Origin of the sequence: Pseudonocardia broussonetiae (assembly GCF_013155125.1) — a bacterium.
In the GTDB taxonomy this organism is placed as follows: Bacteria; Actinomycetota; Actinomycetes; order Mycobacteriales; family Pseudonocardiaceae; genus Pseudonocardia; species Pseudonocardia broussonetiae.
Genome location: NZ_CP053564.1, coordinates 427,384 through 451,354, shown reverse-complemented (window position 1 = coordinate 451,354; position 23,971 = coordinate 427,384). Strand labels below are relative to the sequence as shown.

Below are 23,971 nucleotides of genomic sequence, written 5' to 3'. Positions count from 1 at the left end.
ATTCCGTGAGTCGGTGCTCATTTCGGCAAGCGGCGGAGACGCTCCAGTATTCTTGGTTCATCTCGTCCTTGGATTCGTTCAGTCGTGCTGGTAACGTTTGGATGGCCTTAAGCGATTGGTCGTTGGTGGGCGGTTGCACTGGCCGCCAGAAGGGCTGGCGCAAAGATGCATGCAGGTCAATCACTGGATGACCTTTGGAGGCGGTTCGATGAACTCGCCAGACTTGTTCTATCAGATGGCGAAGCGTTAAAGGGCTTGCGCTACGTTTCAATCCGCGAGTTCCGGCGGGGCATTTTTAAAGGGAAATCGCATTCTGCCTACAAACTATGGACCAAGCATCCAGATTCGGACTCGCGCGATAGTCCTGAAGATTATTATCTGGTGCGTGATGGTCGACTTGCGAGGGGGTCGAACCATGATGCCGTTGATCTAGTGGTCAGGGGTTACTTGCAGGAGCATCACCTCCGTCCGATGCTTTTGGGTAGTATCACTGCGCTCGAAAAGATCGTCGTGCGACAGGAGGACGCGCGACGACCAAAATTGGATCGTGCACCCGATTTGGATGACAATCCTCGTGTGCAGTGGCAGATCGCTAGAGGCGAGGCGGATGGCGCTTCAGAACTTGCCGGTGCGAGGGAGTTGGGCGCGGATCGCCTCGTCGCAATCTATACGAACTACACCTTCGGTTCAAGCCGGAGAACTTTTCAGGTTGAGATCTTGGACGCGCGCCAGAAGCAGGTCCTATCGAGATTCGGCCCGAGCGATTTTGGGTACGTCGACGGAAAAGTGTCCCTAGCTGGCGTAGCTGTATCGGGCGAAACAATCTTCCTGACGGTTTCGGCCGGCGGCTTCGGAGAGATCGTCGCGGTCAAGGCCCCGCTGGGCCATATTCTTTGGCAGAAGCCACTGGAGTCCAACTGCGAGGACTCCCCCGTTTCAGTTAGTGTTGACCAGGTCTTGGTTGGGACGGTGAATGGTGACATCTCTCTGCTCAACACAAAAGACGGAAAACGGGTCTGGCAGTGGAAGGGTGGAGCTGTATCGCACAGATACTTCTCGGAGTATGACCAGGAGTACCGGCACGAGGCGAGTAAGGCAGTGTCCGAACCGGCCTGCGACGGGGACTCGGTTTTCGTTTCCCACCTGAGCCTAGGCTGCGTTCGGCTGGACCTCGCAACGGGGGAGCAACTCTGGACAACAGGACGCGCTGCCGTCGCAACCACAGTATTCGGGCCGACAGTTATCGGCGATCTTGTAGTGTTTCCGTGTGATGGCGGCTTGGTTGCAGCGTGCGAGGTAAGCAGTGGTGAACTCCGCTGGCGCAAATTGATTGGTGAAATCTGGGCATCCCCTCCCGCCTTTGACGGAAAAATGCTGTACATAGCGAGCTCGAACGGAGTAGATAGCGCGTCGAAATCCAAGTTGGCTGCAGTAGAGTCTGAGACTGGTCGGGTTCGCTGGCAGGTCGATATTCCTTCTGGTCCGGTTGATCGTCCCGTTCTTGTGCAAGATGCCCTCTATCTCAACGGGCGACTGTACGACATCATGGGAGGTCAACTTCTGATGGATCTGAGTGATTTTGCCGCCCCTCGCGCCTACGGTATTGGGAAGGGCGTGCTTATCAAGAAGGGGTCTGATCTATGTTTTATTCAGTGATTAGGCGCTCGCGGTAGCGCTAGAGACCGTTCCTGCGGTGACATCCGACGACGGCGCGCCCTGCCTCGTCCGGGGCCGCCACGAAGCTTGAACCGCTCGCACCTCGCGTGGTGCACTGCGTGGTGCGAACTGTCGGCGCGTGGTGCGGCAGGAGGGGCAGGCCGGGGCGAGAGTGGGTGCTAAAGCTGCTGGTAGAGGCATTGGAGACGGCGCACGGCTTTCCTGGCAGTCAAGGGGTCAGGGGTTCGAATCCCCTCAGCTCCACCCTTCCTCTCCATCCCCCGCAGGCTTCCGCGTGACCTCGGGGCTCGCATCTCGAGCTCCACAGTCCGGGACACCGAGCTCGCCCGACGGGCCGCCCCGAGCAGCTGCCACCGGGTCGGTCCGGGTCATGGCCCGCGCCGGTCAAGGCCGGCTCACGAAGCGTCGTCACGACTGCGCGGGATCATCCCGGCCGGTCCACGTGCTGCCGCCGCGGCGGGCGAGGTGCTGCGCCCGGTCGGCCATTGCGGTTGACGAGCATGTGACGGTCGCCGGAGCCGCGCCCAGCGCGCCGCGTCGGCTCGCGCACGTCGCGCAGGGAGTCGGTCGACCACCTGCCGCGCACGGAGAGCGGGAAGGTGCGCCGGGCAGGGCTGGGCACCACGCACTCCGCCTGACCGCGACGGACCCGGTCCGCGGCGAGAGGTGCTGCGCGTGATCAGCGCAGTGTCAGCAGGAAGACCCGAGCACCGTTCGTCCACGCCGTGCAGGTCGTCGGGATCGGGATCTCCGTCGGCGCCGAACCCGACACCGTTGAACCTCGCGAAGCCGGGATTGCGGCGCGCGATCACGGCGTAGTGCTCGACCACCGACGCCTCATCGGTCAGGACCCGGACATCGGCCACACGGCGCTCGCCCTTGTAACGGACCTCCAGCGCATCGCCGGTGCGCAGGTTCTTGCCCCAGGCGAACCCCGACCCGAGCAGGAGGGCGCCCTCGTGTCGCACGTACGCCATCGGCACCGTGTACCGGTTCCCGGACTTGCGCCCGACGACGTACAGGACGATCAGCCCCCTCCCCACGAGCCGGGACAGGAGCGGGATGCGCAGCAGGGTCCGGGCGACCATGTTGACCACACCCTGGAGGGGTCGGCGCTGCAGGCCGCTGCCGTCGGTCATGTGCCACCTCCTGTGTCCAGAGCAGGGATCTGGCCGGAACGTACAGGCCCCTCCCGCTGCGCGCGCACCGCCGCGAAGGTCCGCGCCGACGCCCCCAGCTCGCCTAGGACGTGCTCCGGGTGGGCGGCCACGGTCCGCGGGGCGAGATCGATCCGACCGGTCCTCGGGCGGCCGTCGAGGCGCCTGGAGCGCTGCACCGGCTCGCCCGCGAGGTGGACGTTCCTGCGACGCGACCCCTCGCCCCGCCATGATTCACCGATGGCGCCCCACGAGACCACCAGTGCCGCCGATCTCCTGGCCAGGACCCGGGACGGCGTCCTGCTCTACGGCCTGACCCCGCCGCGGGCGGCCACCACCGCCGAGCAGGCGGACGCCGTCGCCGAGGCGGCCCTGAGCCGGCTCCGGTCGGTGCGGGTCGACGGGCTGATCCTCTACGACGTGGACGCCGAGGTGGACCGGTCCGCGACCCCGCGGCCGTTCCCGTTCATGCCGATGATGGATCCGGCCGTCTTCCTCGACCGGCACCTCAGCGGCTGGGCCGGGCCGGTGGTCGTCTACCGCGCCGTGAGCAAGTACAGCGGGGACGAGCTGGGCCGGTGGTTGTCGGAGACCCGCCGCGACCGGGTGCTGACCGTGCTGGTCGGGGCCGCGTCGCGGGACCAGGTGGTGCGGACGAGCCTGCCCGAGGCCTACCGCCGGCACGCCGAGCTCCCGCGTGCGCCGCGCATGGGCGGTGTGGTCATCGCCGAGCGGCACGCGAACGCGGGGGCGGAGCACCGGCGCATGCTGCGCAAGCAGGACGCCGGCTGCGAGTTCTTCGTCTCGCAGGTCTGCTACGACCTGGACCGCACCCGGAACCTGCTGTCGGACTACGCCTACGGCTGCCGCGACCTCGGTCTGGAGCCGCGGCCGGTCGTGCTGACCCTGGCGCCGTGCGGCTCGGTGACGACCCTGGAGTTCATGTCCTGGCTCGGCATCGACGTCCCCGGCTGGCTGCGGACCGAGATCACCCGGTCCGGGGACCCGCTGACGGTGTCCTCCGAGCAGTGCGTCGTCAACGCCCGGGTCCTCGTCGCGTTCTGCCGCCGGCTCGGGCTGCCGTTCGGGATCAACGTCGAGAGCCTCACCAACCGCAAGGTCGAGATCGACGCCTCGATCGACCTCGCCCGCGAGGTCCGCAGCCTGCTGGACCGGAGGGACGAGGCCCACCGGTGAGGAGAGCTCACCCGCACCGGCGCTCCCGGTGCGGGACGTAGAGCCCCTCCCGCTCCGCCCGGACCGCCGCGAGGGTCCTCGTCGACGCCCCGAGCTTGCCGAGGACGTGTTCGACGTGGGAGGCCACGGTCCGCGGGGCGACGACCAGCGTCCGGGCGATCTCCTGGTTCGAGCGGCCCTCGACCAGCAGCCCCAGCACCTCGATCTCCCGCGGGGTCAGCCCGCGCAGGTCGGTCGCCGGTGACAGCAGGGCCAGGCCGGTCAGCCCGGGCGGCACGTCCTCGGGTGCCGACAGGACCGTGACGCGGACGTGCCCGTCGGGGGCGTGCGGGCCGCCCCGCGGCCAGAGGAACGACGAGTGCAGGTGTCCGTCGTCGATGCGCTCCCGCGCCACGGCCAGGACGGACGAGCCGGGGTCCAGCAGGGGGTGCGCCGGCAGGCTCGGCAGCGGTTGGCAGCCGCCGTCCGCGCGGAGCACCGCGCCGGCGGTGGCCCCACGCACCAGGTGCGCGGTGCCGAGCAGCGAACGCATCGGGTCGATGCCGCGTGCGAGCACCGGGGCGAGTCGTCGGAGCCGACGGCGGGTGGCCGAGGGCGACGGCTGACGGCTTCCCGACAGCAGCGCGAGGAAGCCGACGTGCCGCCCGGAAGGCGCGAAGAGGGCGAGCGCCAGCGCTTCGTGGAAGGCGAAAGGGGTGCTCGGCAGCTCCTCGGGCGGGTGCGGCAGCTCCGGCGGGGCCGACGTCGGATGCACGCACCCGACCTTCCGCGACATCAGCGCCCCCGACAGGTGCTCGACGGTCGGGACGTCCACGTCGACGCTCGCCAGCGAGTGGTAGCCGCGACCGAGCGGGTCGGCCAGCGCCAGCCACGCCCCGTCGAACGGGACGACCCGGCGGAGCACCTCGAGCAGGGCCTGCGCGCGCTCGGACGTGCTGCCGGGCGAGGTGGCGGTCTCGGCGAGCAGCAGCTCACCCGCCCGGTACGAACGCACGTCTCCCCCTCACGAGCCGGCCGATCCCAGCCCCACCGAGACCGGCTCATCGACCTGTCGGGAGGTGCTGACCAGTGGCAGGTACCCCGCGGAGCCCCGTGCACCGCGCCCGCCGTGACGCAGGTCCACCGGTCCGTGAGGCCCCGCCTAACACCGGCCGCACCGCCTCGCCCGGCGTACCGTGCGGCGTTGTGGAACTGCGCCGGCTCAGGTACTTCGTGGCCGTGGCGGAGGAGCGGCGCTTCTCCGCGGCCGCGCGCCGGCTGCACATCGCCACCCCGTCGCTGTCCCAGCAGATCCGCGCGCTGGAGCGGGACCTGCGCGTGACGCTGTTCGACCGCACCCCCCGCGGGGCGGAGCTGACGCCCGCGGGGCGCGTCCTGCTGGAGCGGGCACGGGTGATCCTGGCCGAGGTGGACCGGGCGCGCGAGGACGTGCGGTCCGTGGGGCCGGACCGTCGGGAGCAGGTGACCCTGCGGGTCTGCACGATGGCCGAGCGGGTCCTCGACGGGCCGCTGCGGCTCGTCGGCGTCGCCGTCCCGGGCACCGAGGTCGTCGTGACCTCCAGTCCCGGCGACGACGCCGTCGAGGCCGTCCGGCAGGCCCGCGCCGATGCGGCCGTCGTCTGGAACCGGCCGCAGGAGCACCGCGACCTCCACGGCGTCGTCCTCGGGTCGGTGCTGTTCGGGGTCGTCCTGCCGCAGGCGCACCCGCTCGCCGACCGGTCCGAGGTCCCGGTCACCGAGCTCGGCCACGGGTCGGCGGTGACGGTCGTGATGTTCCCGTGGTCCCCCTTCTCCGGCGTCTGGCAGCGGACCGTCGACCACCTCCTGCCGGGAGGGGCGCACGCGGGGCAGGTCGTCGTCGAGCCGGACCTCATCAACAGTCCCGAGGCGATGCTGCGGGCGGTCGCAGCGGGATCGGGCGTGGCCCCGGGCATCCTCGGGGTCGCCGAGCACATGGACGTCGACGGGATCGTCGTGCGGCCGCTCCACCCGCCGTTGCTGCTCGACCTGGAGGTCGTCTGGCGCCCGCCGATCCGCCCTGCGGTCCGGCGCCTCGTCGACCACCTCCTCGACGCGGTCGACGACCCGGACGTCCTCGTCTCGCGTCGCCGTTGACCGTCCCGCCTCCGGCCGCTCCCTCAGATCGGCAGATCTGCCGATAGCGGCTCACGCGTCGCGACGGGTGCAATCGAGATCACCGATCCAGGTTGCGCGAGAAGCACACGGACGAGGAGGCAGCGTGAAGGCAGTGGTGTACGAAGCGCCGCGGCAGGTCAGTGTCAAGGACGTACCGGACGCTCGGATCGAGCGCCCGACCGACGTCCTGGTGCGGATCACGTCGGCGAACATCTGCGGTTCGGACCTGCACATGTACGAGGGGCGGACGGACTTCGAGCCCGGCCGCTGGTTCGGGCACGAGAACCTGGGCCAGGTGGTCGAGGTCGGAGCGGGGGTCGACAAGATCAAGGTGGACGACTGGGTCGTCCTCCCCTTCAACATCGCCTGCGGGCACTGCAAGAACTGCGAGCACCAGCTCACGAACTACTGCCTCACCGCGCAGCCGGAGCCGAACATGGCCGGCGCCGCGTACGGCTTCGCCGACATGGGCCCCTACGGCGGGGGTCAGGCCGAGCTGCTGCGCGTGCCCTGGGGCGACTTCAACTGCCTGCGGCTCGGCGAGGACGCCGAGCAGCGGCAGACCGACTACGTGATGCTCGCCGACATCTTCCCGACCGGCTACCACGCCACCGAGCTGGCCGGTGTGCAGCCCGGCGACCAGACCGTGATCTACGGCGCCGGCCCGGTCGGGCTGATGGCGGCCCTCTCGGCCACGATCCGCGGCGCGGGCAAGGTGATGGTCGTCGACCGGCACCCCGACCGGCTGCGCCTGGCCGAGTCGATCGGGGCGATCGCCATCGACGACTCGAAGGTGGACCCGGTGCAGGCCGTCCTCGACCAGACCATGGGCCTGGGTGCGGACAACGGCTGCGAGTGCGTCGGCTACCAGGCGCACGAGCCCGACGGCCAGGAGCAGGCCAACCTGACCATGAACCGGCTGGTCGCCTCGGTGCGCTTCACCGGGAGGATCGGCAACGTCGGCGTCTTCGTGCCGCAGGACCCCGGAGCCTCCGACGAGCTGGCGAAGCAGGGCAAGCTCGCCTTCGACTACGGCACGTTCTGGTTCAAGGGCCAGCACATCGGCAGCGGCCAGGCCCCGGTCAAGAAGTACAACCGGCAGCTGCGCGACCTCATCGCCGCGGGCAAGGCCGAGCCGTCCTTCATCGTCAGCCACGAGCTGCCGCTGGACCGGGGCCCCCGAGGCCTACGAGCACTTCGACAAGCGGGACGACGGCTGGACCAAGGTCGTCCTCCACCCGACGACGGCGGGAGCGTGACATGGCAGGGGAACTGAGCGGACGGAGAGTGGCGATACTCGCGGCCGACGGGGTCGAGCGGGTGGAGCTGGAGCAGCCGCGGCAGGCGCTGGAGGACGCAGGGGCCCGCACCGTCGTCGTCTCGATCTCGAGCGGTGAGATCCAGGCGCGCGACCACGACCTCGCCGACGCCGGCACCTTCGCGGTGGACCAGCTGGTCGGCGCGGCGTCGGTCGACGACTACGAGGCGCTGCTCCTGCCGGGCGGGACGGTGAACCCGGACAAGCTGCGGATGGAACCCGCCGCGGTGGGGTTCGTCCGGGACTTCGTCCGGTCGGGCAAGCCGGTCGCGTCGATCTGCCACGGCCCGTGGAACTTCGTCGAGGCCGACGTCGCGCGGGGCCGTCGCCTGACCTCGTACCCGAGCGTGCGCACCGACCTGCGCAACGCCGGGGCGGAGGTGGTCGACGAGGAGGTGGTCACCGACGGCAACATCACGACGAGCCGGTCGCCGGACGACCTGCCCGCCTTCTGCGAGCGCATCGTGCAGGAGTTCGCCCGGGCCCCGCAGCCCGCCGCCGCAGGGGGTGGGTCATGACCTCCGCCATCGGGACCGCCGCGACCCTCGCCGCCCGCGCCGGCGGCACCGTCGTCCGCCTGGTGCGGTGGACGATCGACCCCTCCGCCTCCCGGCCCGCCGGCGCGGGCGGGCCGGCGTCGGGTTGGCTCGTGGTGACCGTGTTCCGCGACCTGACCGACATCGACAGCGCGGCGCTGCCCGCGCCCCTCGCCGAGTTCGGCGAGCGCATCGAGGTGCGCGTCCGCCCGGCCGCCGACGGCAAGGGCACCGAGCTGGCGGCCCGGCTGCGCGACCAGGCGTCGGGGACCGCGGCGCGCCGGCTGGGCGGCAACGACGCGCAGGCCGACCTGCGGTCCGCGCTGCGCCGGGCCAAGCAGCTCCTCGAGGTGGGCGAGGTGCTGGCCGTCGACCCCGCACCGCACGGCGAGCGGACCCCGACCCCCGGCGGCGCGCTCCTGGAGTCGTGGACCCGGTCCGCTCCGAAGGCCGGTGTGCGATGAAGGCCGTGACCTGGCGGGGCGTCAACGAGATCGGCGTCGAGGACGTCCCCGAGCCCAGGATCCTCAACGACCACGACATCATCCTCGAGGTGGGGCTGAGCGCGACGTGCGGCTCGGACCTGCACCTGGTGGGCGGCTACGTCCCGGCCATGCGCGCCGGCGACGTGCTCGGGCACGAGTTCATGGGCACGGTGGCCGAGGTCGGCCGCGGCGTGACGAAGCACCGGGTGGGCGACCGCGTGGTGGTGGTCTCCTTCATCGGCTGCGGGCAGTGCTGGTACTGCCGGCAGGGGCTGTGGTCGCTGTGCGACAACGGCAACCCCAACCCCGGGATCACCGAGGCGCTCTGGGGCCAGTCCATCGGCGGCTGCTTCGGGTACTCCCACGCCATGGGTGGCTGGGCGGGGAGCCACGCGCGCTACATCCGCGTGCCCTACGCCGACAACGGCGCCTTCACCATCCCCGACGGCGTCTCCGACGAGCGGGCGCTGTTCGCCTCCGACGCCGCGCCGACCGGCTGGACCGGTGCCCACCAGGCCGAGGTGAAGCAGGGTGACGTCGTCGCGGTGTGGGGTGCGGGCGGGGTGGGCCAGATGGCCGCCCGCAAGGCCATGCTCATGGGCGCCGAGCGGGTCGTCGTCATCGACCGGTTCGACAACCGCCTCCAGCAGGTCCGCACGCACATCGGGGCGGAGACCCTCGACTACGAGCAGGTCGACGTTCCCGCCGAGCTGCGCGAGATGAGCGGCGGCCGCGGTCCGGACGTCTGCATCGAGGCGGTGGGGATGGAGGCGCACAGCCCCGGTCCGCAGTACCTCTACGACCAGGTCAAGCAGCAGATGCGGCTGCAGACCGACCGGCCCACGGCGGTGCGCGAGGCGATCTGGGCCTGCCGCAAGGGCGGGACGGTGTTCACGCTCGGCGTGTTCGCCGGCCTCGTGGACAAGTTCCCCCTCGGCGCGGTGATGAACAAGGCGCTGACCCTGCGCGGCGCCCAGCAGCACGGGCACCGCTACGTCCCGGAGATCCTCGACCTGATGAGCCGGGACGAGGTCCGGACCGAGCACCTCGCCACCCACGTGATGCCGATCGAGGACGGGCCGACGGGCTACCGCATGTTCAAGGAGAAGGAGGACGGGTGCGTCCGAGCGGTCTTCCGTCCGGGCGGGTGACGGGGGTGCCGGAGGCGCGGACGACGACGGGCGGGCGGGCCACCGCCGCCGCCGGCCCCACGGTGGTCGGTGTGCTGGCCGACCCCGGGGCGCCGGCCGAGCTCGCGCACCGGCTGGCCGAGGAGCTGCCCGCGCTGCTCGCCGCCCAGCAGGACGGCGACCGCGGCTGGGACGTGCGTGTCGAGGTCCTGCGACTGCCGCCGCAGAGTCCGGGGCACCGCCGACTGCTCGACGCGGTGGGGCCCCGGATGCGGGAGGGGGAGTGGGCTCTCACCGTCTGCCTGACCGACTCCCCGCTGCGCGGCGGGGCGGCTCCGCTGGCGGGCGAGCTGCTCGGCGCGGAGGGGGTCGTGGTGGTGTCGGTCCCGGCCTTCGGCGGCGTGGCGCTGCACCGCCGGATCCGGGGGGTGGTGGCCGAGCTGGTCACCGCCGCCGGCCGGGACCCGGAGGAGCGGGCGGACCGGCGCACGTCGGCGCTGGTCGGCCCGTTCCGGCGGGTCGTGCCGGACGAGGAGCCGGAGAACCTGCACGTCCTCGCCTCGCGCGGGCGGCTGCGGCTGCTGGCCGGGATGGTGCGGGACAACCGGCCCTGGCGGCTCGTACCCAGCCTGAGCGGCGCTCTGGCCGCGGCGCTGGCCACCGGCGCGTACGTCGTCGTCACCTCGTCGATCTGGCAGCTCGCCGACATGCTCGGCCCGGTGAAGCTGGTCATCGCGATGGTCTTCGCGGTGGCCGCCATGGTGGCCTGGCTGATCCTGGACCACCACCTCTGGGAACGGCCCTCCGGGACGCTGGACCGGGAGGAGGTGCGGCTCTACAACGCCTCGACCGTGATCACCCTCACGGTGGGGGTGGGCTGCCTGTACGCGGGGTTGTTCGTCGTCATCGCCCTGACGGAGCACTTCCTGATCGCCCCCGGGTACTTCGAGTCGAACCTGGGACACCCGGTCGGGTTGGGCGACTACCTGACCCTGGCGTGGTTCGCCACGTCCCTGGCGCTGGTCGCCGGGGCCCTCGGGTCGGGGTTCGAGAACGAGGACGACGTCCGCCAGGCGGCGTACGGCTTCCGCGAGCGCGAGCGCCGCGAGGGCCCGGACGGGGAGGACGGTTCCGATGACCGGCGGTGACCCCCACGACGGCCGGGGGCGGGGCCCGTCGGGCACCGCCCCCGGCGGGGCGGGGCCGCCCGACGACCGGGTCCGCGGGCGGATCCTGTCCGCCCGGCGGGCCCTGGTCTCGGTGGCCGTCGGTCTCGTCGCCGGCGCCGCGGTGGGGGTCGTCGGCGCGCCCGAGCTGGTCCCGCTGGTCACCTGGAGCGTGGCGGCGACGGTCGTCCTGACCTGGGTGTGGCGGATCAGCTGGCCGCAGGACCACCGGGGCACCAAGCTGCTCGCGGAGGAGGAGGGCCGGTCCCGCTCGACCGACGCCGCGGTGCTGATCGGCGCGGTCGTCAGCCTCGGCGCCGTCGCGCTGGCCCTCACCCGCGCCAGCGGCAACCGGGACGCCGTCGCGGTCGCCCTGGTGATCCTGGGGGTGGTGGCGGTGGTCCTGGCCTGGGCCCTGGTGAACACCGTCTTCGCGCTCAAGTACGCGCGCCTCTACTACAAGGACGAGGCCGGTGCCGACGGCGGCATCGACTTCAAGCAGGACCAGCCCCCGGCCTACAGCGACTTCGCCTACCTGGCGTTCACGGTCGGGATGTCGTTCGCGGTGTCGGAGACCGAGCCCGTCGACACCCAGGTCCGGAAGGTCGCGCTCGCGCACGCCCTGCTGTCCTACGCCTTCGGCACCGGGGTGCTCGCCGTGGCGATCAACCTGGTGACGAACCTGGGCCAGTAGCGTCCGCGGGCGGGCCGCCGCGGCCCGCCCGCGGTCACGCCGTCGCCAGGCGCGGGACGCGCCGCGCCTCGAGCGGACGCCGCCCGCGGATCATGTCCGCCGCCTTCTCCCCGATCATGTAGGCCGGGGCCTGGGTGTTGCCCCGGGTGATCGTGGGCATCACCGAGACGTCCGCGACGCGCAGGTTCTCGACCCCGTGGACGCGGAGCTCCGGATCGACGGCACCCTCCTCGGGCGATCCGATCCGCACCGTGCACGACGGGTGGTAGGTGTGCTGGCAGACCCGGCGGAGCTCGGCGGTCAGCTCCTCCCGGTCCGTGCTCGACGAGAGCAGGCCCGCGGGTGCCCCGCGGAACGCGCGCACGGGCCCGGACGCCGCGATGTCCTGAGCGAGCCCGATCGCGGCGAGGACGGCGTCGACCTCGTGCTGCCGGCTGAGCATGTTGTAGCGGATCGCGGGCTTGCGCAGCGGGTCGGCGTCGCGGATCAGCACGCTGCCGCGGCTCTGCGGGGCGATGTAGGAGACGGCGATGGTGAACGTCGGCCGCGGCCAGCTCTCCGCGCCGTGGTCGACGATGTGCGCCGGCGAGAACAGGATCTGGACGTCCGGGGCGGGCAGGGACGCGTCGCTGCGCCAGTGCCCGGCGGCCTCGACGACGTTCGAGCTGACCTTCCCGTCGCGGCGCACCAGCCAGCGCACGAGGTGCCGGCGCCGGTCGGCGTCGAACATGCCCTGCTCGTCGCCCAGGAACTCGTACGGGAGGGAGGCGAGCGGGTGCTCCATCAGGTGGGCGCCGACCGCGGGCAGGTCGACCAGCGGGGTCACGCCGACCGCGGCCAGGTGCTCCGCCGGGCCGATCCCGGAGTGCTGGAGCAGGGCGGGCGACCCGAAGGCGCCCGCCGAGAGCACGACGTCGCCGGTGGCCCGGACGCGCTCGGTGCGTCCCGCGCGCACGAACTCGACGCCGACGGCCCGGGTGCCCTCGAACAGGATCCGGGTGACCTGGACGTGCGTGCGGACGGTCACGTTCCGGCGCCGCAGGGCGGGCCGGAGGAAGGCCCGGGCGGCGTTGAGCCGGGTGCCGTTGCGCTGCGTGAGCTGGACGTGGCCGAAACCCTCCTGCCGCTCGCCGTTGAAGTCCGGGTTCCGGTCGAGCCCCAGTGACCACGCCCCCTCGAGCAGGGCGTGGGTGACCGGCTCGAGGTGGCGGGACCGGGTGACGGTCAGCGGGCCGCCGCGGGCGTGGTAGCCGTCGGTGATCTCCGCGTTGTCCTCGGAGCGCCGGAAGTAGGGCAGGACCTCCTCGTAGGACCAGCCCGTGGCGCCCGCGCTCGCCCACCCGTCGTAGTCGAGCGGGTTGCCGCGGACGTAGGCCATCGCGTTCATCGAGCTGCACCCGCCGAGCACCTTGCCCCGGGGTGAGCGGATCCGGCGGCCGCCGAGGGTGGGCTCCGGCTCCGTCCAGTGGTCCCAGTCGATGGCCTCCTTGCCGAACTGCTGGATGAACGCCGCGGGCGCCAGGATGTCGGCGCGGCGATCGGAGCCGCCCGCCTCGAGCACGAGGACCTGCCGGTCGGCGTCCTCGCCGAGGCGTGCGGCGACGACGCACCCGGTGGTGCCCGCCCCGATGACGATGTTGTCGTACGTCGTGCTCATGCCGCCGCCTTCCGAGGGAGGAACCGGCGCCGGCCGCGCCCGACCGCGAAGCGCACGATCCGGGCCGCCAGCGTGCTGCGGGCGACCGAGTACGGGTACCAGAGCAGCTCGGCGCGGGGGGTCAGCCGCGCGGCGGTGACCGACTGGGTGCGGCAGTACTTCAGCAGCCCGGCCGCGCCCCCGAACCGGGACCCGAGCCCGGAGGAGCGCCAGCCGGACATCGGCACCGGTGGGCTCAGGACGTTGACGAACATGTCGTTGACGTTGACCGCGCCGACGTCGAGCGACCGCGCGAGGGCCGCACCCCGCTTGCGCTGCGCCGTCCACACGCTGGCCGACAGCCCGTAGGTGGTGTCGTTGGCCAGGCGCACGGCCTCGGCGGCGTCGCGGACCCTCATGACCGGCAGCGTGGGTCCGAAGGTCTCCTCCGTCATGCACCGCATGCCGTGGTCGACGTCGAGCAGGATGGTCGGCGGGTACCAGTGACCGCCGGACGGGCCCGGCCCGGCCGGCGTGACCGCCCGGGCGCCCCTGCTCACCGCGTCCTCGACGTGCGACCGGACGATCTCGACCTGCGCGGCCGTGGCCATCGCGCCGACCTCCTGCTCTCCCGCGACGTGGTCGGCCCCCTGCCGGAGCTTCCCGACCTCGGTCGAGAGCCTCTCGACGAACCGGTCGTAGATGCCGTCCTGCACGTAGAGCCGCTCCACCGAGGTGCAGACCTGCCCGGAGTTGAACAGCCCGCCCCACAGCGCGCCCCTCACGGCGCGCTCCAGGTCGGCGTCGTCCAGGACGATCATCGCGTCCTTCCCCCCGAGCTCCAGGGACACCGGGACCAGCCGCTCGCCGGCCCGGGTCGCGACGCGCCTGCCGGTCCGGGTCGACCCCGTGAAGGCGACGTAGTCGACCGCGTCGACCACGGCCTCCCCGACCGCCCCGGTCCCCGCGACGACCCGGAACACGTCGGGCGCGCCGATCTCCCGCCACCCGCGGGCCGCCTCGATCGCGCTCAGCGGCGTGGCCTCGGACGGCTTGAGCAGCACCGCCGCCCCGGCCAGCAGCGCGGGGGCGGAGTCGCAGACCGGGAGGTAGAACGGGAAGTTCCACGGGGTGATCACGCCGACCAGCGGGTAGGGCCGCGGCGTCACGCTGAGCGCCTTCGTGGCGATCAGCGCGCTGTGCGGCCTCGGGTGCCGGGTGGCGAGGAACCGCCGCGCCCGCCGCGCGTAGTACGCGATGACGTCCGCGCACGCCGCGGTCTCGAAGGCCGCCTCCTGGCGGACCTTGCCGGACTCCGCCTGCACGACGTCGAGCAGGTGCTCCTCGTTGTCCAGGACCCAGTCCCGGAAGCGGCGGAGGTGGGCCGCGCGGGCGCCGGGGCCGATCGCGTCCCACTCGACCTGCGCCACCCGCAGCTCCGCGGCGACCGCGGCGACCTCGGCCGGGCCGGGGTCGGGCAGGGTGGCCAGGTGCCGGCCGTCGGCGGGGGAGCGGACGTCGAACGTCGGGGGTGCGGGTGCGGCCTGCGGGCGCACCGACTCGGTGGTGGACATGATCTCCTCGGGGGGTCGCGGGGGCGGGCGGGGTCAGTTCACGGCGCGCGACATGCCCTGCCAGTAGCGGGCGCGCAGCGCCTTCTTGTCGATCTTGCCGACCGCGGTGACCGGGAGCCGGTCGACCACCAGCACGCTCTTGGGCACCTGGTGGGCGCCCTTGCTCGCGCGCACCGCGGCCTTGAGCACGTCCTCGTCGACGGTCCGGCCCGGCCGCGCCACGACCACCGCGGTCACGGCCTCACCCCACTTGGGGTCGGGGACCCCGATCACCGCCACCGACGACACGGACGGGTCGGCGGCGATCACGTCCTCGATCTCGCGCGGGTAGATGTTGAAGGCGCCCGAGATGATCATGTCCTTCTTGCGGTCGACCAGGTGGAGGAAGCCCCGGTCGTCGCGCACGGCCATGTCCCCGGTGTGCAGCCAGCCGTGCTCGAACGCCTCGGCGGTGAGCTCGGGCCGGCGCCAGTAGCCGTTCATGACGAAGCCGCCGCGCATGCACAGCTCGCCGATCTCCCCGGGCGGGAGCGGGGCGCCGTCGGCGTCCAGCACCTCGACCTCGGCGCCCGCCGTGGCGCGGCCGCACGAGGTCAGCAGGTCGGGCCGGTGGACGGGGTCGTGCTCGTCCTTGCGGAGCACGGTCCCGACCGCGAGCGTCTCGGTCTGGCCGTAGCCCTGCATCAGGATCGGCCCGAAGACGTCCAGCGCCTCGCCGAGCCGGGACGCCGACATCGGTGCGGAGCCGTAGAGGATGGTGTCCAGCGCGGAGAGGTCGTGCCGCGTCGGGTCCGTCTGGTCGAGCAGGACGTAGAGCATGGTGGGGACGACGAACACGTAGTCGATGTGCTCGCGCTCGACGGTGTCCAGCCACACCTCCGGGTCGAAGCCGCGGTTGAGCACGACGGTGCCGCCGCGGGCGAGGGTGGGGAGCACCGGCAGCACCGAGGCGTGGGTGATCGGCGCGCTCGCCAGGTAGCGGGGCCGGGCGGACAGGCCCCAGTCCGCCGCGAGGCTCAGCATCCCCTGCACCATCGACGACTGGGTGTGCATCACGCCCTTCGACCGTCCGGTCGTGCCGCCCGTGTAGGGCATCCAGACCGTGTCGTCGGGCGAGGTCGCCGGGACCGCGAGCGGGCGGGCGGTCACGCCGCCGGCGAGGGCGAGGAGGTCCTGGCCCACCTCGGTGGGCCCGAAGGTGAGGACGGTGCCCACGCTCGCCGCGCGCTCGAGCACGGCCGCCGCCGTGTCGGCGTGGTCGGGATGGGCCAGGAGCACCGTGGCCCCGGCGTCCTCGCACAGCGCGACGTGGTCGTCGACGGAGCCCAGGGGGTGCAGGCCGGTGTACCGGGCGCCGTTGAGCCCCACCGCGAACTGGGCCAGCAGCACGTCGGGGGTGTTCGGGCTCAGCGTGACGACCGAGGAGCCCCGTCCCACGCCGTGCGCGTGGAGCACCTGCTGGAGGCGGCTGACGAGGTCGCCCGCCTGTGCGTAGGTCAGCCGTCGGTCGCCCGCGACCAGGGCCTCCCGGTCCGGGTACCTGGTGAGCGACTCGACCAGTACACGGAGGTAGCTCGCTCCGTCGGCGGCAGTCATCGTCTGCTACTCCTCGACCTCGGCGCTGTGGTCGAGCAATCTTTACGTACTGGTAAGTATAAGGCAAGGGCCCGGGTCGTACGGCGCTGTGCCGAACGACCGGTGCGGGCGCGTACCGGTGCACAGACGGCGGCCACGGCGGACCCGATGCTGGTCCGGACGCATCCGCGACCCGACCTGGAGCCCGCCGTGAACCCCTACCCCCCGCACCCCGCCCGTCGTCCCGCCACGCCCCTGCGCACGATCCTGCTGATCGGCGCCGGGCTCGTCCTCTTCGTGCTCGTGCTGGCGTCGGCCCTGGCCGGCGGGGGCGAGGGCTCGAGCGACGGTTCCCCGACCGGTCCCGAGTGCCGCACCGAGTTCTTCGACGGCGGCTGGATCAGCTCCTGCGACGGCGAGCTGGTCTCGACGGACGTGGGCGCCGGCTACTGACGGGGCCGCACCGGCCCGCGCGGGCGGACCGGTGCGGTGGGGGCCGTGCCGTCAGGCGCCGGCGACCGGTTCCGGCGTGAGCGCGGGGTCCGGGACCTTCGCGACCTCCACCAGGTTGTCGGAGTAGACCCCGGCGTTCCCGAGCTGGTTGTGCCGGTCCAGGGTGATGGTGTTGACGGTGCTGCCGGACGCCTTGTTCTGCCAGTGCCCGACGTTGGCCATGACCAGGCCCTGCATCACGATGTCGTCGACGACGGCGGGCCCGGAGAAGGATCCGCGGTCGTTGAACACCCGGACCAGGTCGCCGGCGGCGATGCCGCGCTCGTCGGCGTCGGCGGGGTGGATCCAGACCCGCTGCTCGCCCTGGACGTCCTGCTTGTCCGCCGCGTTGGCGTACTGGCTGTTGAGGAACGCGTGGGGCTTGGGCGAGACGATGTTGAGCGGGTACTTCTCCGCGAGCTCCGGGCTCGAGTCCGGGGACTCGAACGGGGGCACGTAGTCCGGCAGCGGGTCGACGTAGCCGCCGGGCTGCATCTCGGCGTACATCGAGCGCCACACCGGGACCACGAAGTTGCCGCCCTCGGCCAGGCTCGACCGGAACTCGCACTTGCCCGACGGGGTCGGGAAGTTGCCCTCCGCGTGCGGCGCGCGCTCGTGCGGGAGACCGACGTTCAGCCGCGCGTAGCCCGTCTCCTTCAGGGAGTCGAAGGTGATGCCCGCCAGGGCGGGGGCGTCCCAGTCGTGGAAGTCCCGCAGCATCTGCTCGTCGGTGCGGTCCCAGTAGTCGTCGGTGAAGCCCATCGTCCTCGCCAGCCGGCGGAACAGCTCGGAGTTGGGCACGCACTCGCCCGGCGGCTCGATGGCCGGCTGGTTGAGCGAGATGTAGAGGTGGCCCCAGGTGACCATGATGTCGAGCTGCTCGGCCTGCATCGTGGCCGGCAGGACGAGATCGGCGAACCTGGCCGTGTCGGTGATGAAGTGGTCGCTGACGACGGTGAACAGGTCCTCGCGCAGCAGTCCGGCCATGGTCTTGGCCTGGGCGGGGCCCTGGGACACCGGGTTGGAGTTGTAGACGAACAGCGACTTGAGCGGCGGGTCCAGCTCCATCTCCCCGGTCAGCGCCATGCCCAGGTCCAGCTCGTTGATCACCCGCGTGCCCTCGGGGATCCACTCGGGCATGCAGATCTTGTCGAACAGGGTCGGGAACTCCCAGATCGGCATCTCCATCGTGCCGCCACCGACGTGCCGCCAGGCGCCGACCAGCGCGGGCAGGGACGTGATGGCCCGGATGGCCTGGCCGCCCCCGCGGCTGCGCTCGATCGCCACCCCCTGGCGGATCGCGGCCGGCTGGGCGGTGGCGTACTCGCGGGCCAGCGTGCGGATGTCGTCCGCCGGGATGCCGGTGATCTCCTCGACGCGCTCGGGCGGGTAGTTCGCCGCGCGCTCGGCGAGCTCGTCGAAGCCGACCGTGTACTTCTCGACGTAGTCGGTGTCGGTCAGCCCCTGCGCGATGATCTCGTGGATCAGGCCCATCGCCAGCGCCCCGTCCGTGCCGGGGCGGATGGGGATGTGCCAGTCGGCCTGGCGGGCGGTGCGGGTCCGGACCGGGTCGATCACGACGATCTTGGCGCCGTTGTCCTTGCGCGCCTTGAGCAGGAACGGCCAGCCGTGGAGGTTCGTGCTGGTCATGTTCATGCCCCACACGATGATGTACTTCGAGTGGGCCATGGACTCGATGTCGAGCCCGCCGGTGCCGCCCACCGTCATGTGCCACGCCGTCGACGAACCGGACTCGCAGTAGGTCTTCTCGGCCACGCTGGACCCGAGCCGGTTGAAGAAGGCGTCGCCCGACGTCAGGCCGTTGATCACGCCCTGGTGGCCCAGGTAGGCGTGGGGCATGATCGCCTGGCTGCCGTGCTCGGCGATGATGTCGGTCCACCGCTGCCTGATCTCGGCGAGCGCCTCGTCCCAGGTGATGCGGACGAACTCGCCCGCCCCCTTCGGGCCGACGCGGCGCATCGGGTACATCAACCGGTCGGACTGGTAGTGGTGCTCCGGGAAGTTCTTGAGCTTGACGCAGAGACCGCCCCGGGTCATCGGGTGGTCCGGGTCGCCCGTGACGTCGACGAGCCTGCCGTCGTCGACGTGGAACAGCATCGCGCAGGTGTCCGGGCAGTCGTGCGGGCATGCGCCGCGGACGATCTTCAGTTCGCGGCCGGTGGTGATGCCGGCCTCAGGAGCGAGCGTCATCGGGAGTGCCTCCACGGGACTGGTGCGGGAATGATCGATCGCCGACCTCCGTCGGCCCGTTCGGCGACCAGTCACGCAAGGAGATATTTCTCGTGCATTGCGCAGGAGTAACCCGGTGTAAAGACCGGGCCGACTCCTCGGCCGGTACCAGCACCTGCATGCGCGGAATGAGAACTGGCCGGTTCGAAGGTGTTTCCGCGGGATGAAACTGCAGCTCCAGGCGGTGTCGCCGGAGCGGGGGCCACGTTCATCAACATTTGCAGCTATTGCTTCCGCGGTGCCGGTGGTTACGGTTTCGGCGACGGGTTCGAACGGCGACGATCGAACGAAGATCGATCACGAGGAGCGGTTATGACGATCACCCATACCCCGCACTACGTCCGGTCCGTGGTGACCGCGCAGGAGTGGGAGCCGTTCGTGGTCGGCGGCGAGGCCGTCGGGGAGGTCCACTGGATCCGGACCGAGGGAGCGGAGGGGGCGACCCTCGGCGTGGGGCTGTGGCGCTCCGAGCCGCAGAGCTTCCCGTACCCGTTCACCGCGGACGAGACCATCCACGCCCTGGAGGGCGAACTGGTCATCGACGTGGTCGACACCGGCGAGAAGGTCGTCCTGCAGCCGGGCGACGTCGCGTCCTTCACGAAGGGGACCAGGTCGACGTGGACGGTGACCAGCCCGTTCAAGAAGCTCTTCGTCATCAGCGGTTGACCCCCGTCCGCCCTTCCCCCGATCCGCCCGACGGAGGACGCCGGTGACCGCGACGTCGACCCCCCGGGGTGCCGGCTGCACCGTCGCGACCGCACCGGACGCCGTGCGGGCCGATCCGGTGGCCGAGGCCTTCCGGTCCTGGATGCGGGTCTGCTCGCGGGCGGGCTGGAGTCCGGACCCCGTCGTCGAGACCGTTGAGGTGCGCCACGCCCGGGACCGGGTGACCGCGGGGCCGGTCACCGCCCGCTGGTCGGTCCCCGCGTACCGGGCGGCCGCGATGGACGGCATCGCGGTCGCGGACCGCGACCTCTCGTCCACCTTCCCCCAGGTCCTCGGCCCGGAGGCGCACGCCTGGGTGGACACGGGCGACGCGCTGCCCGCGACGGCCGACCGCGTCGTCGTGCGCGAGATCGTGACCTCCCGGCCCGACGGGTCGGTGGAGATCGTCGAGCGCCCCACCGCGCGGCACGTCCGACCGGTCGGGGAGGACATGGAGGCCGGAGCCGTCGTGCTCCCGGCCGGCCACCGCATCCGCCCGGTCGACGTCGCCGCGGTCGCCGCGGCCGGTCACGTCGGCATCGCGGTCCGGCGCCGCCCGCGGGTCGCGATCGTGCCGACCGGGGACGAGATCCGTCCGCTCGGCAGCTCGCTGCTGCCCGGGGAGATCCTGGACACGAACTCGCTCGTGCTGGAGGGCCTGCTCGCGGAGGCCGGCTGCGAGTCGTGGGTGCTCCCCGTGGTCCCCGACGTCCCGGACGAGCTGGCGGCCGCGATCGCCGGGGCCGCGCACGCGGCCGACGTCGTGCTGGTCCTGGCGGGGTCGAGCGCCGGACGCGACGACCACACGGGCTCGGTGATCGCCCGGCTCGGCCGGGTCGCCGTGCAGGGCGTCGCCGTGCGCCCCGGTCATCCCGTGGTGCTCGGCGTCCTCGGCGGCGAGGCTCCCGAGGCGGACGGTCACCGGCCCGCGTCGCCACCGGTCCCGGTCGTCGGTGTCCCGGGGTACCCCGCTTCCGCCGAGCGGGCCTTCGACGGGTTCGTCGCGCCGCTGGTCCGGCGCGTGCTCGGGGTGGAGTCCGTGGGGACCCGCCCGGTCGCGGCCCGGCTGGCGGTCGCGGTCGGGTCCCCGGCGCGGCTCGACGAGTACGTGCGCGTCCGGCTGGCCACCGTCACGGACGCGGTGACCGCGGCCGAACGCCTGGTCGCCGTCCCCCTGCCGCGCGGCGCGGGCGCCCTGTCCACGCTGACCCGCGCCGAGGCCCTCCTGCGGGTCCCGGTCGGTGTCGGCGGCCTCCCGGCCGGGGCGGAGGTCGAGATCGTGCCCGTTCCCGGGGCGGCGTTCGCCGCCGGCACCACGATCGTCGCGGGTGCCGCCTCCGCGGTCGTCGACGCCCTCGTCGAGGTGCACCGGGCAGGCGCACCCGCCTGCCTGCTGCACCGCAGTGAGCTGACGGCCGGTGCGGCGCTCGACGCCCTCGCCGCGGGGCTCTGCCACACCGCGGTGACGATCCTCCCGCTCGGCGCGGCCCACGACGCGGCCGCGGAGTCCCTGGCGGGACGCCTCGGGCCGATCACCGTCCTGGAGATCGCGCGGTCCGGCGACGGGGTCCACACGCTGGTCGTCCCGGCGGCGGCGTTCGACAGCGCACCGGTCGTCGAGCTCCGCAGCACGCTGCGCTCCATGCCGTTCCGCCGCCGGCTGCGGGACGTCCCGGGGTGCTCGTGCCGCAGCAGCGGGCGGGAGACCTGGTACGCGCCCGCCGACGACGCTCCCGCGCGGCACGTGCCCGCAGCGCACCACGGCATCCCCGGCGATCCGCTCGATGGAGGGTCACGATGTGCTACACGGTGAAGTCGATCGACGACGTCCGGCGGCTCGTCGTCGCCACGCGCGGCCTCTCCGGGCTCTCGGACGTCCCGTCGCTGGTCACCAAGGCCTGCCGGCGGATGTTCGACCTGGTCGGGGCCGACGTGGTGGCCATCGCCCTCTACGACGGCGCCGACACCCTCGTCGTCGGGGCCGGCGAGGGGACGTGCGCGGACCTGTCCGGCATCCGGCTCCCGAGGGACACCGGGCTCGGCTGGCGGGCCCTGGAGCGGTCGATGCCGTGCACCACCGGCAACTGCGCCGCCGACGCCGAGCACCTCGACGACCTCGTCGAGGCGGTGATCGGTGAGGGCGTCCGCGGTCTGGCGGCGGTGCCGCTCACTTTCAACGACAACTGGCTCGGGGTGTTCTACGCGGGCATGCGCGGGCGCCGCGTCTCGCCGCGCACCACCCTGCTCATGAACGAGTTCGGCGCGTCCCTGGCCCCGCTGCTGGTCACGGCCGTCCGCGCGGACCGCGCGGGGCAGCTCGCCGTGGAGGAGGAGCGGCAGCGGATCGCCCAGCAGCTGCACGACACCGCGGGTCAGCTGCTCTTCCGGATCTCCCTGTCCGCCAAGGAGATCCAGCAGTGCGCCGCCGCCGACCCGCAGACCGCCACGGAGGCCGCCCGCTCGATCGAGACCGCGGCCGCCGAGGCCTCGACCTACCTGCGCGAGGCCATGCACAGCCTGCTGCCCGGGGACGACGCCCTCCCGGTCACCCTGCGCCGGGACGTCGCGACCTTCTCGGCCCGGACCGGCACCACCGCCGAGGTCGTCACGCTGGGCAGCCCGGTGCGCGCCGGCCCGGAGCTCGAGAGCGTGCTCGTCTCCGCCCTGCGGGAAGGCCTGCACAACGTCGAGAAGCACGCCGCCGCCGGCGCGATCCTCGTGTCCCTGGCCTATCAGTCCCACCAGCTCACCCTCGCGATCGAGGACGACGGGAAGGGGCTGCCCGAGGACTTCGACCTCCACCCGGTCCCGGGCCGCGGAGCAGGGCTGGGCGTACCCGGCCTGCTGCAGCGGGTCACCGGCGCGGGCGGGGTGCTGCGGCTCCACCGCAACGACGACGGCGGCACGAGCCTCCGCGTCACCCTGCCTCTCGTGGACCGCGCGTGAGCGGCGCCGCGGTGCCGAGGACGAGCACCGTCCTGATCGCGGACGACCACCCGCTCGTCGCCCACGGCATCGACCGCGTGCTCGCCGCGGCGGGGGACGTGTTCAGGGTGGTCGCCGCCTGCCACTCGGGCAGGGAGGCCCTCGCCGTCGCCGCCGAGCAGCGGCCGGACCTGGTCCTGCTCGACGTCCGCCTCGGTGACATGAACGGCGCCGAGGTCTGCCGCCGGCTCGGCACCGACACCCCGCGTTCCAAGGTCGTCGTGCTCACCGCGTTCGACGACACCGAGAACCTGCGGCGCTGCCTGGAGGCGGGTGCGGCCGGGGTCCTGCTCAAGGGGACGCTCGACCTCGACCTCACCCGGGCCCTCCTGGACGTGCGGGACGGGAAGACGGTCATCGACGCCGGGATCGCCCGCGCGCTCGAGGCGGCGAGCGGGATCCTGGCGCCGGACGGGACGAGCGTCCCCGCGCTCCGCCCGCGCGAGGTCGAGGTCCTGCGCCTCATGGCCGCCGGTCTGACCACCCGCGACATCGCCGCCGAGCTGGACCTGAGCCTGAACACCATCCGCACCTACACGCAGGCCCTGATGACCAAGCTCGGTGCCCACACCCGCGTGCAGGCGATCGTGTTCGCCCGGCAGCTGCAGATGATCTGACCGGCGGCACGACGGACGGCGGGAGCGGGCTCAGACGCGGGCGCGGACGGTGGCCGTGCCGATCGGCAGGCCCCCGGCGAACAGGTCGACGCCGAACGTCGAGTTCAGCGCGGCCGCGGCCTCGTCGGTCAGCGTGGCCCGCACGCCGCGGACGGTCAGGCGGTCGTCACCGGCGCGGATGCTCGCGCCGCTCGCGTCGAGGTCGAGCAGCGGCACGCGCGTGTCGGTGCCGCTGACCCGCGCCGTCAGTACGCCCTGCACGGTGTCGATCACGAAGTCCTCGACGCCCAGCGTCACGTCGCCCGCGGTGAACGTCAGCCCGCCGACGTGCTCGATCTCCCCGGCCGCGGTGGACGGCACGACCGATCCGCCGACGATCGGGAAGGAGAACCGGGTGCCCTCGCCGCGGGCCTCCTCCCGGGCGGTGACGCTCACGCCGTTGTCGGCCAGCACACCGGCCGTGCCGGCGTCGAGGCGCAGGGTGGTGCGCCCGCCGTGCAGGGAGACGGCGGAGTCGTCGTGGCGGGCGTGCGTCGGTGCGGCCGGTGCGGCGATGGCGGGGGTCGCGGCGGCCAGGCTGCCGAGGCTGATGGCGGCCACGGTGGCGGCGGTGGTCAGGACCTGTCGGATGCGCATCGGGA

At 72.4% G+C, this 23,971-nt stretch carries 21 protein-coding genes and 1 pseudogene; 15 read left to right on the top strand and 7 right to left on the bottom strand.

Annotation, left to right across the window (positions count from 1 at the left end; genetic code table 11):
- Nucleotides 1-165: 165 nt before the first annotated feature.
- The gene (locus HOP40_RS02205) at nt 166-1,656 is read left to right on the top strand and encodes an outer membrane protein assembly factor BamB family protein (protein ID WP_172154173.1); all 1,491 of its coding nucleotides are present in this window, start codon (nt 166-168) and stop codon (nt 1,654-1,656) included.
- A 416-nt stretch (nt 1,657-2,072) separates the two neighbouring features.
- Here HOP40_RS02205 and HOP40_RS35345 read toward each other — a convergent pair whose 3' ends face one another.
- Complete coding sequence (locus tag HOP40_RS35345; RefSeq protein ID WP_205347053.1) at nt 2,073-2,816, bottom strand: nitroreductase/quinone reductase family protein; 744 nt, start codon at nt 2,814-2,816, stop codon at nt 2,073-2,075.
- 258 nt (nt 2,817-3,074) lie between these two features.
- Here HOP40_RS35345 and HOP40_RS02195 point away from each other — a divergent pair, with 258 nt between their 5' ends.
- On the top strand, nt 3,075-4,031 hold the full coding sequence (locus HOP40_RS02195) for a 5,10-methylenetetrahydrofolate reductase (RefSeq protein ID WP_172154172.1): 957 nt from the start codon (nt 3,075-3,077) through the stop codon (nt 4,029-4,031).
- A 7-nt stretch (nt 4,032-4,038) separates the two neighbouring features.
- Here the strand turns inward: HOP40_RS02195 and HOP40_RS02190 are convergent, their stop codons facing one another.
- On the bottom strand, nt 4,039-5,025 hold the full coding sequence (locus tag HOP40_RS02190; protein WP_172154171.1) for a response regulator transcription factor: 987 nt from the start codon (nt 5,023-5,025) through the stop codon (nt 4,039-4,041).
- A gap of 191 nt (nt 5,026-5,216) precedes the next feature.
- On the opposite strand from HOP40_RS02190, the gene HOP40_RS02185 reads away from it, so the two are divergent.
- The 7 genes and pseudogenes from HOP40_RS02185 to HOP40_RS02155 all read left to right on the top strand — a co-directional run bounded on the left by HOP40_RS02185 (nt 5,217) and on the right by HOP40_RS02155 (nt 11,496).
- On the top strand, nt 5,217-6,146 hold the full coding sequence (locus HOP40_RS02185; protein ID WP_172154170.1) for a LysR family transcriptional regulator: 930 nt from the start codon (nt 5,217-5,219) through the stop codon (nt 6,144-6,146).
- A 124-nt stretch (nt 6,147-6,270) separates the two neighbouring features.
- Nucleotides 6,271-7,426 (top strand): annotated as a pseudogene (locus HOP40_RS02180) (glutathione-independent formaldehyde dehydrogenase).
- Between the two features lies 1 nt (nt 7,427).
- The gene (locus HOP40_RS02175) at nt 7,428-8,003 is read left to right on the top strand and encodes a type 1 glutamine amidotransferase domain-containing protein (RefSeq protein ID WP_172154169.1); all 576 of its coding nucleotides are present in this window, start codon (nt 7,428-7,430) and stop codon (nt 8,001-8,003) included.
- The gene (locus HOP40_RS02170; protein WP_172154168.1) at nt 8,000-8,485 is read left to right on the top strand and encodes a hypothetical protein; all 486 of its coding nucleotides are present in this window, start codon (nt 8,000-8,002) and stop codon (nt 8,483-8,485) included. Before HOP40_RS02175 ends, HOP40_RS02170 begins: the two co-directional genes overlap by 4 nt.
- Complete coding sequence (locus HOP40_RS02165) at nt 8,482-9,657, top strand: zinc-dependent alcohol dehydrogenase (RefSeq protein ID WP_172154167.1); 1,176 nt, start codon at nt 8,482-8,484, stop codon at nt 9,655-9,657. The genes HOP40_RS02170 and HOP40_RS02165 overlap by 4 nt, the downstream gene beginning before the upstream one ends.
- Nucleotides 9,654-10,784 carry a hypothetical protein gene (locus HOP40_RS02160; protein ID WP_172154166.1) on the top strand — a complete coding sequence of 377 codons (1,131 nt, stop codon included), beginning with the start codon at nt 9,654-9,656 and terminating at the stop codon, nt 10,782-10,784. The genes HOP40_RS02165 and HOP40_RS02160 overlap by 4 nt, the downstream gene beginning before the upstream one ends.
- The gene (locus tag HOP40_RS02155; protein WP_172154165.1) at nt 10,771-11,496 is read left to right on the top strand and encodes a DUF1345 domain-containing protein; all 726 of its coding nucleotides are present in this window, start codon (nt 10,771-10,773) and stop codon (nt 11,494-11,496) included. The genes HOP40_RS02160 and HOP40_RS02155 overlap by 14 nt, the downstream gene beginning before the upstream one ends.
- 34 nt (nt 11,497-11,530) lie before the next feature.
- Here the strand turns inward: HOP40_RS02155 and HOP40_RS02150 are convergent, their stop codons facing one another.
- The 3 genes from HOP40_RS02150 to HOP40_RS02140 are packed head-to-tail and all read right to left on the bottom strand — an operon-like array spanning nt 11,531 to nt 16,302.
- A complete protein-coding gene (locus HOP40_RS02150) occupies nt 11,531-13,153 on the bottom strand; it encodes a GMC family oxidoreductase (protein ID WP_172154164.1) in 1,623 nt (540 codons plus the stop codon).
- Nucleotides 13,150-14,706, bottom strand: a complete 1,557-nt coding sequence (locus HOP40_RS02145; protein WP_172154163.1) for an aldehyde dehydrogenase family protein — start codon at nt 14,704-14,706, stop codon at nt 13,150-13,152. The genes HOP40_RS02150 and HOP40_RS02145 overlap by 4 nt, the downstream gene beginning before the upstream one ends.
- A gap of 33 nt (nt 14,707-14,739) precedes the next feature.
- The gene (locus HOP40_RS02140; protein WP_172154162.1) at nt 14,740-16,302 is read right to left on the bottom strand and encodes an AMP-binding protein; all 1,563 of its coding nucleotides are present in this window, start codon (nt 16,300-16,302) and stop codon (nt 14,740-14,742) included.
- Nucleotides 16,303-16,491: 189 nt separating this feature from the next.
- On the opposite strand from HOP40_RS02140, the gene HOP40_RS02135 reads away from it, so the two are divergent.
- Nucleotides 16,492-16,734: a hypothetical protein gene (locus HOP40_RS02135; protein ID WP_172154161.1), complete on the top strand. Its 243-nt coding sequence runs from the start codon at nt 16,492-16,494 to the stop codon at nt 16,732-16,734.
- 51 nt (nt 16,735-16,785) lie between these two features.
- Here the strand turns inward: HOP40_RS02135 and HOP40_RS02130 are convergent, their stop codons facing one another.
- Nucleotides 16,786-18,984, bottom strand: coding sequence for a molybdopterin-containing oxidoreductase family protein (locus tag HOP40_RS02130; RefSeq protein ID WP_172154160.1), 2,199 nt, complete (start codon nt 18,982-18,984; stop codon nt 16,786-16,788).
- Nucleotides 18,985-19,186: 202 nt separating this feature from the next.
- Here HOP40_RS02130 and HOP40_RS02125 point away from each other — a divergent pair, with 202 nt between their 5' ends.
- Genes HOP40_RS02125 through HOP40_RS02105 form a run of 5 tightly spaced genes read left to right on the top strand, consistent with a single transcriptional unit; the run spans nt 19,187 to nt 23,330 of the window.
- Complete coding sequence (locus HOP40_RS02125) at nt 19,187-19,339, top strand: hypothetical protein (RefSeq protein ID WP_172154159.1); 153 nt, start codon at nt 19,187-19,189, stop codon at nt 19,337-19,339.
- A complete protein-coding gene (locus HOP40_RS02120) occupies nt 19,336-19,689 on the top strand; it encodes a cupin domain-containing protein (protein ID WP_172154158.1) in 354 nt (117 codons plus the stop codon). The genes HOP40_RS02125 and HOP40_RS02120 overlap by 4 nt, the downstream gene beginning before the upstream one ends.
- A gap of 43 nt (nt 19,690-19,732) precedes the next feature.
- Nucleotides 19,733-21,541, top strand: a complete 1,809-nt coding sequence (locus HOP40_RS02115) for a molybdopterin molybdotransferase MoeA (RefSeq protein WP_172154157.1) — start codon at nt 19,733-19,735, stop codon at nt 21,539-21,541.
- On the top strand, nt 21,526-22,674 hold the full coding sequence (locus HOP40_RS02110) for a GAF domain-containing sensor histidine kinase (RefSeq protein WP_172154156.1): 1,149 nt from the start codon (nt 21,526-21,528) through the stop codon (nt 22,672-22,674). Before HOP40_RS02115 ends, HOP40_RS02110 begins: the two co-directional genes overlap by 16 nt.
- Entirely contained in the window at nt 22,671-23,330 is a 660-nt protein-coding gene (locus tag HOP40_RS02105) for a response regulator (protein WP_172154155.1), read from the top strand. The genes HOP40_RS02110 and HOP40_RS02105 overlap by 4 nt, the downstream gene beginning before the upstream one ends.
- Nucleotides 23,331-23,360: 30 nt before the next feature.
- Here the strand turns inward: HOP40_RS02105 and HOP40_RS02100 are convergent, their stop codons facing one another.
- On the bottom strand, nt 23,361-23,966 hold the full coding sequence (locus HOP40_RS02100) for an HtaA domain-containing protein (RefSeq protein WP_172154154.1): 606 nt from the start codon (nt 23,964-23,966) through the stop codon (nt 23,361-23,363).
- Between the last annotated feature and the right edge of the window lie 5 nt (nt 23,967-23,971).

Bases quoted from the DNA above. Each gene is read 5' to 3' on its own strand.
- HOP40_RS02165 (WP_172154167.1), top strand. From the start codon at position 8,482: ATGAAGGCCGTGACCTGGCGGGGCGTCAACGAGATCGGCGTCGAGGAC.
- HOP40_RS02195 (WP_172154172.1), top strand. From the start codon at position 3,075: ATGGCGCCCCACGAGACCACCAGTGCCGCCGATCTCCTGGCCAGGACC.
- HOP40_RS02130 (WP_172154160.1), bottom strand. From the start codon at position 18,984: ATGACGCTCGCTCCTGAGGCCGGCATCACCACCGGCCGCGAACTGAAG.
- HOP40_RS02175 (WP_172154169.1), top strand. From the start codon at position 7,428: ATGGCAGGGGAACTGAGCGGACGGAGAGTGGCGATACTCGCGGCCGAC.
- HOP40_RS02110 (WP_172154156.1), top strand. From the start codon at position 21,526: ATGTGCTACACGGTGAAGTCGATCGACGACGTCCGGCGGCTCGTCGTC.
- HOP40_RS02100 (WP_172154154.1), bottom strand. From the start codon at position 23,966: ATGCGCATCCGACAGGTCCTGACCACCGCCGCCACCGTGGCCGCCATC.
- HOP40_RS02125 (WP_172154159.1), top strand. From the start codon at position 19,187: ATGAAACTGCAGCTCCAGGCGGTGTCGCCGGAGCGGGGGCCACGTTCA.
- HOP40_RS02155 (WP_172154165.1), top strand. From the start codon at position 10,771: ATGACCGGCGGTGACCCCCACGACGGCCGGGGGCGGGGCCCGTCGGGC.
- HOP40_RS02120 (WP_172154158.1), top strand. From the start codon at position 19,336: ATGACGATCACCCATACCCCGCACTACGTCCGGTCCGTGGTGACCGCG.
- HOP40_RS02145 (WP_172154163.1), bottom strand. From the start codon at position 14,706: ATGTCCACCACCGAGTCGGTGCGCCCGCAGGCCGCACCCGCACCCCCG.
- HOP40_RS35345 (WP_205347053.1), bottom strand. From the start codon at position 2,816: ATGACCGACGGCAGCGGCCTGCAGCGCCGACCCCTCCAGGGTGTGGTC.
- HOP40_RS02170 (WP_172154168.1), top strand. From the start codon at position 8,000: ATGACCTCCGCCATCGGGACCGCCGCGACCCTCGCCGCCCGCGCCGGC.
- HOP40_RS02205 (WP_172154173.1), top strand. From the start codon at position 166: ATGCATGCAGGTCAATCACTGGATGACCTTTGGAGGCGGTTCGATGAA.
- HOP40_RS02140 (WP_172154162.1), bottom strand. From the start codon at position 16,302: ATGACTGCCGCCGACGGAGCGAGCTACCTCCGTGTACTGGTCGAGTCG.
- HOP40_RS02150 (WP_172154164.1), bottom strand. From the start codon at position 13,153: ATGAGCACGACGTACGACAACATCGTCATCGGGGCGGGCACCACCGGG.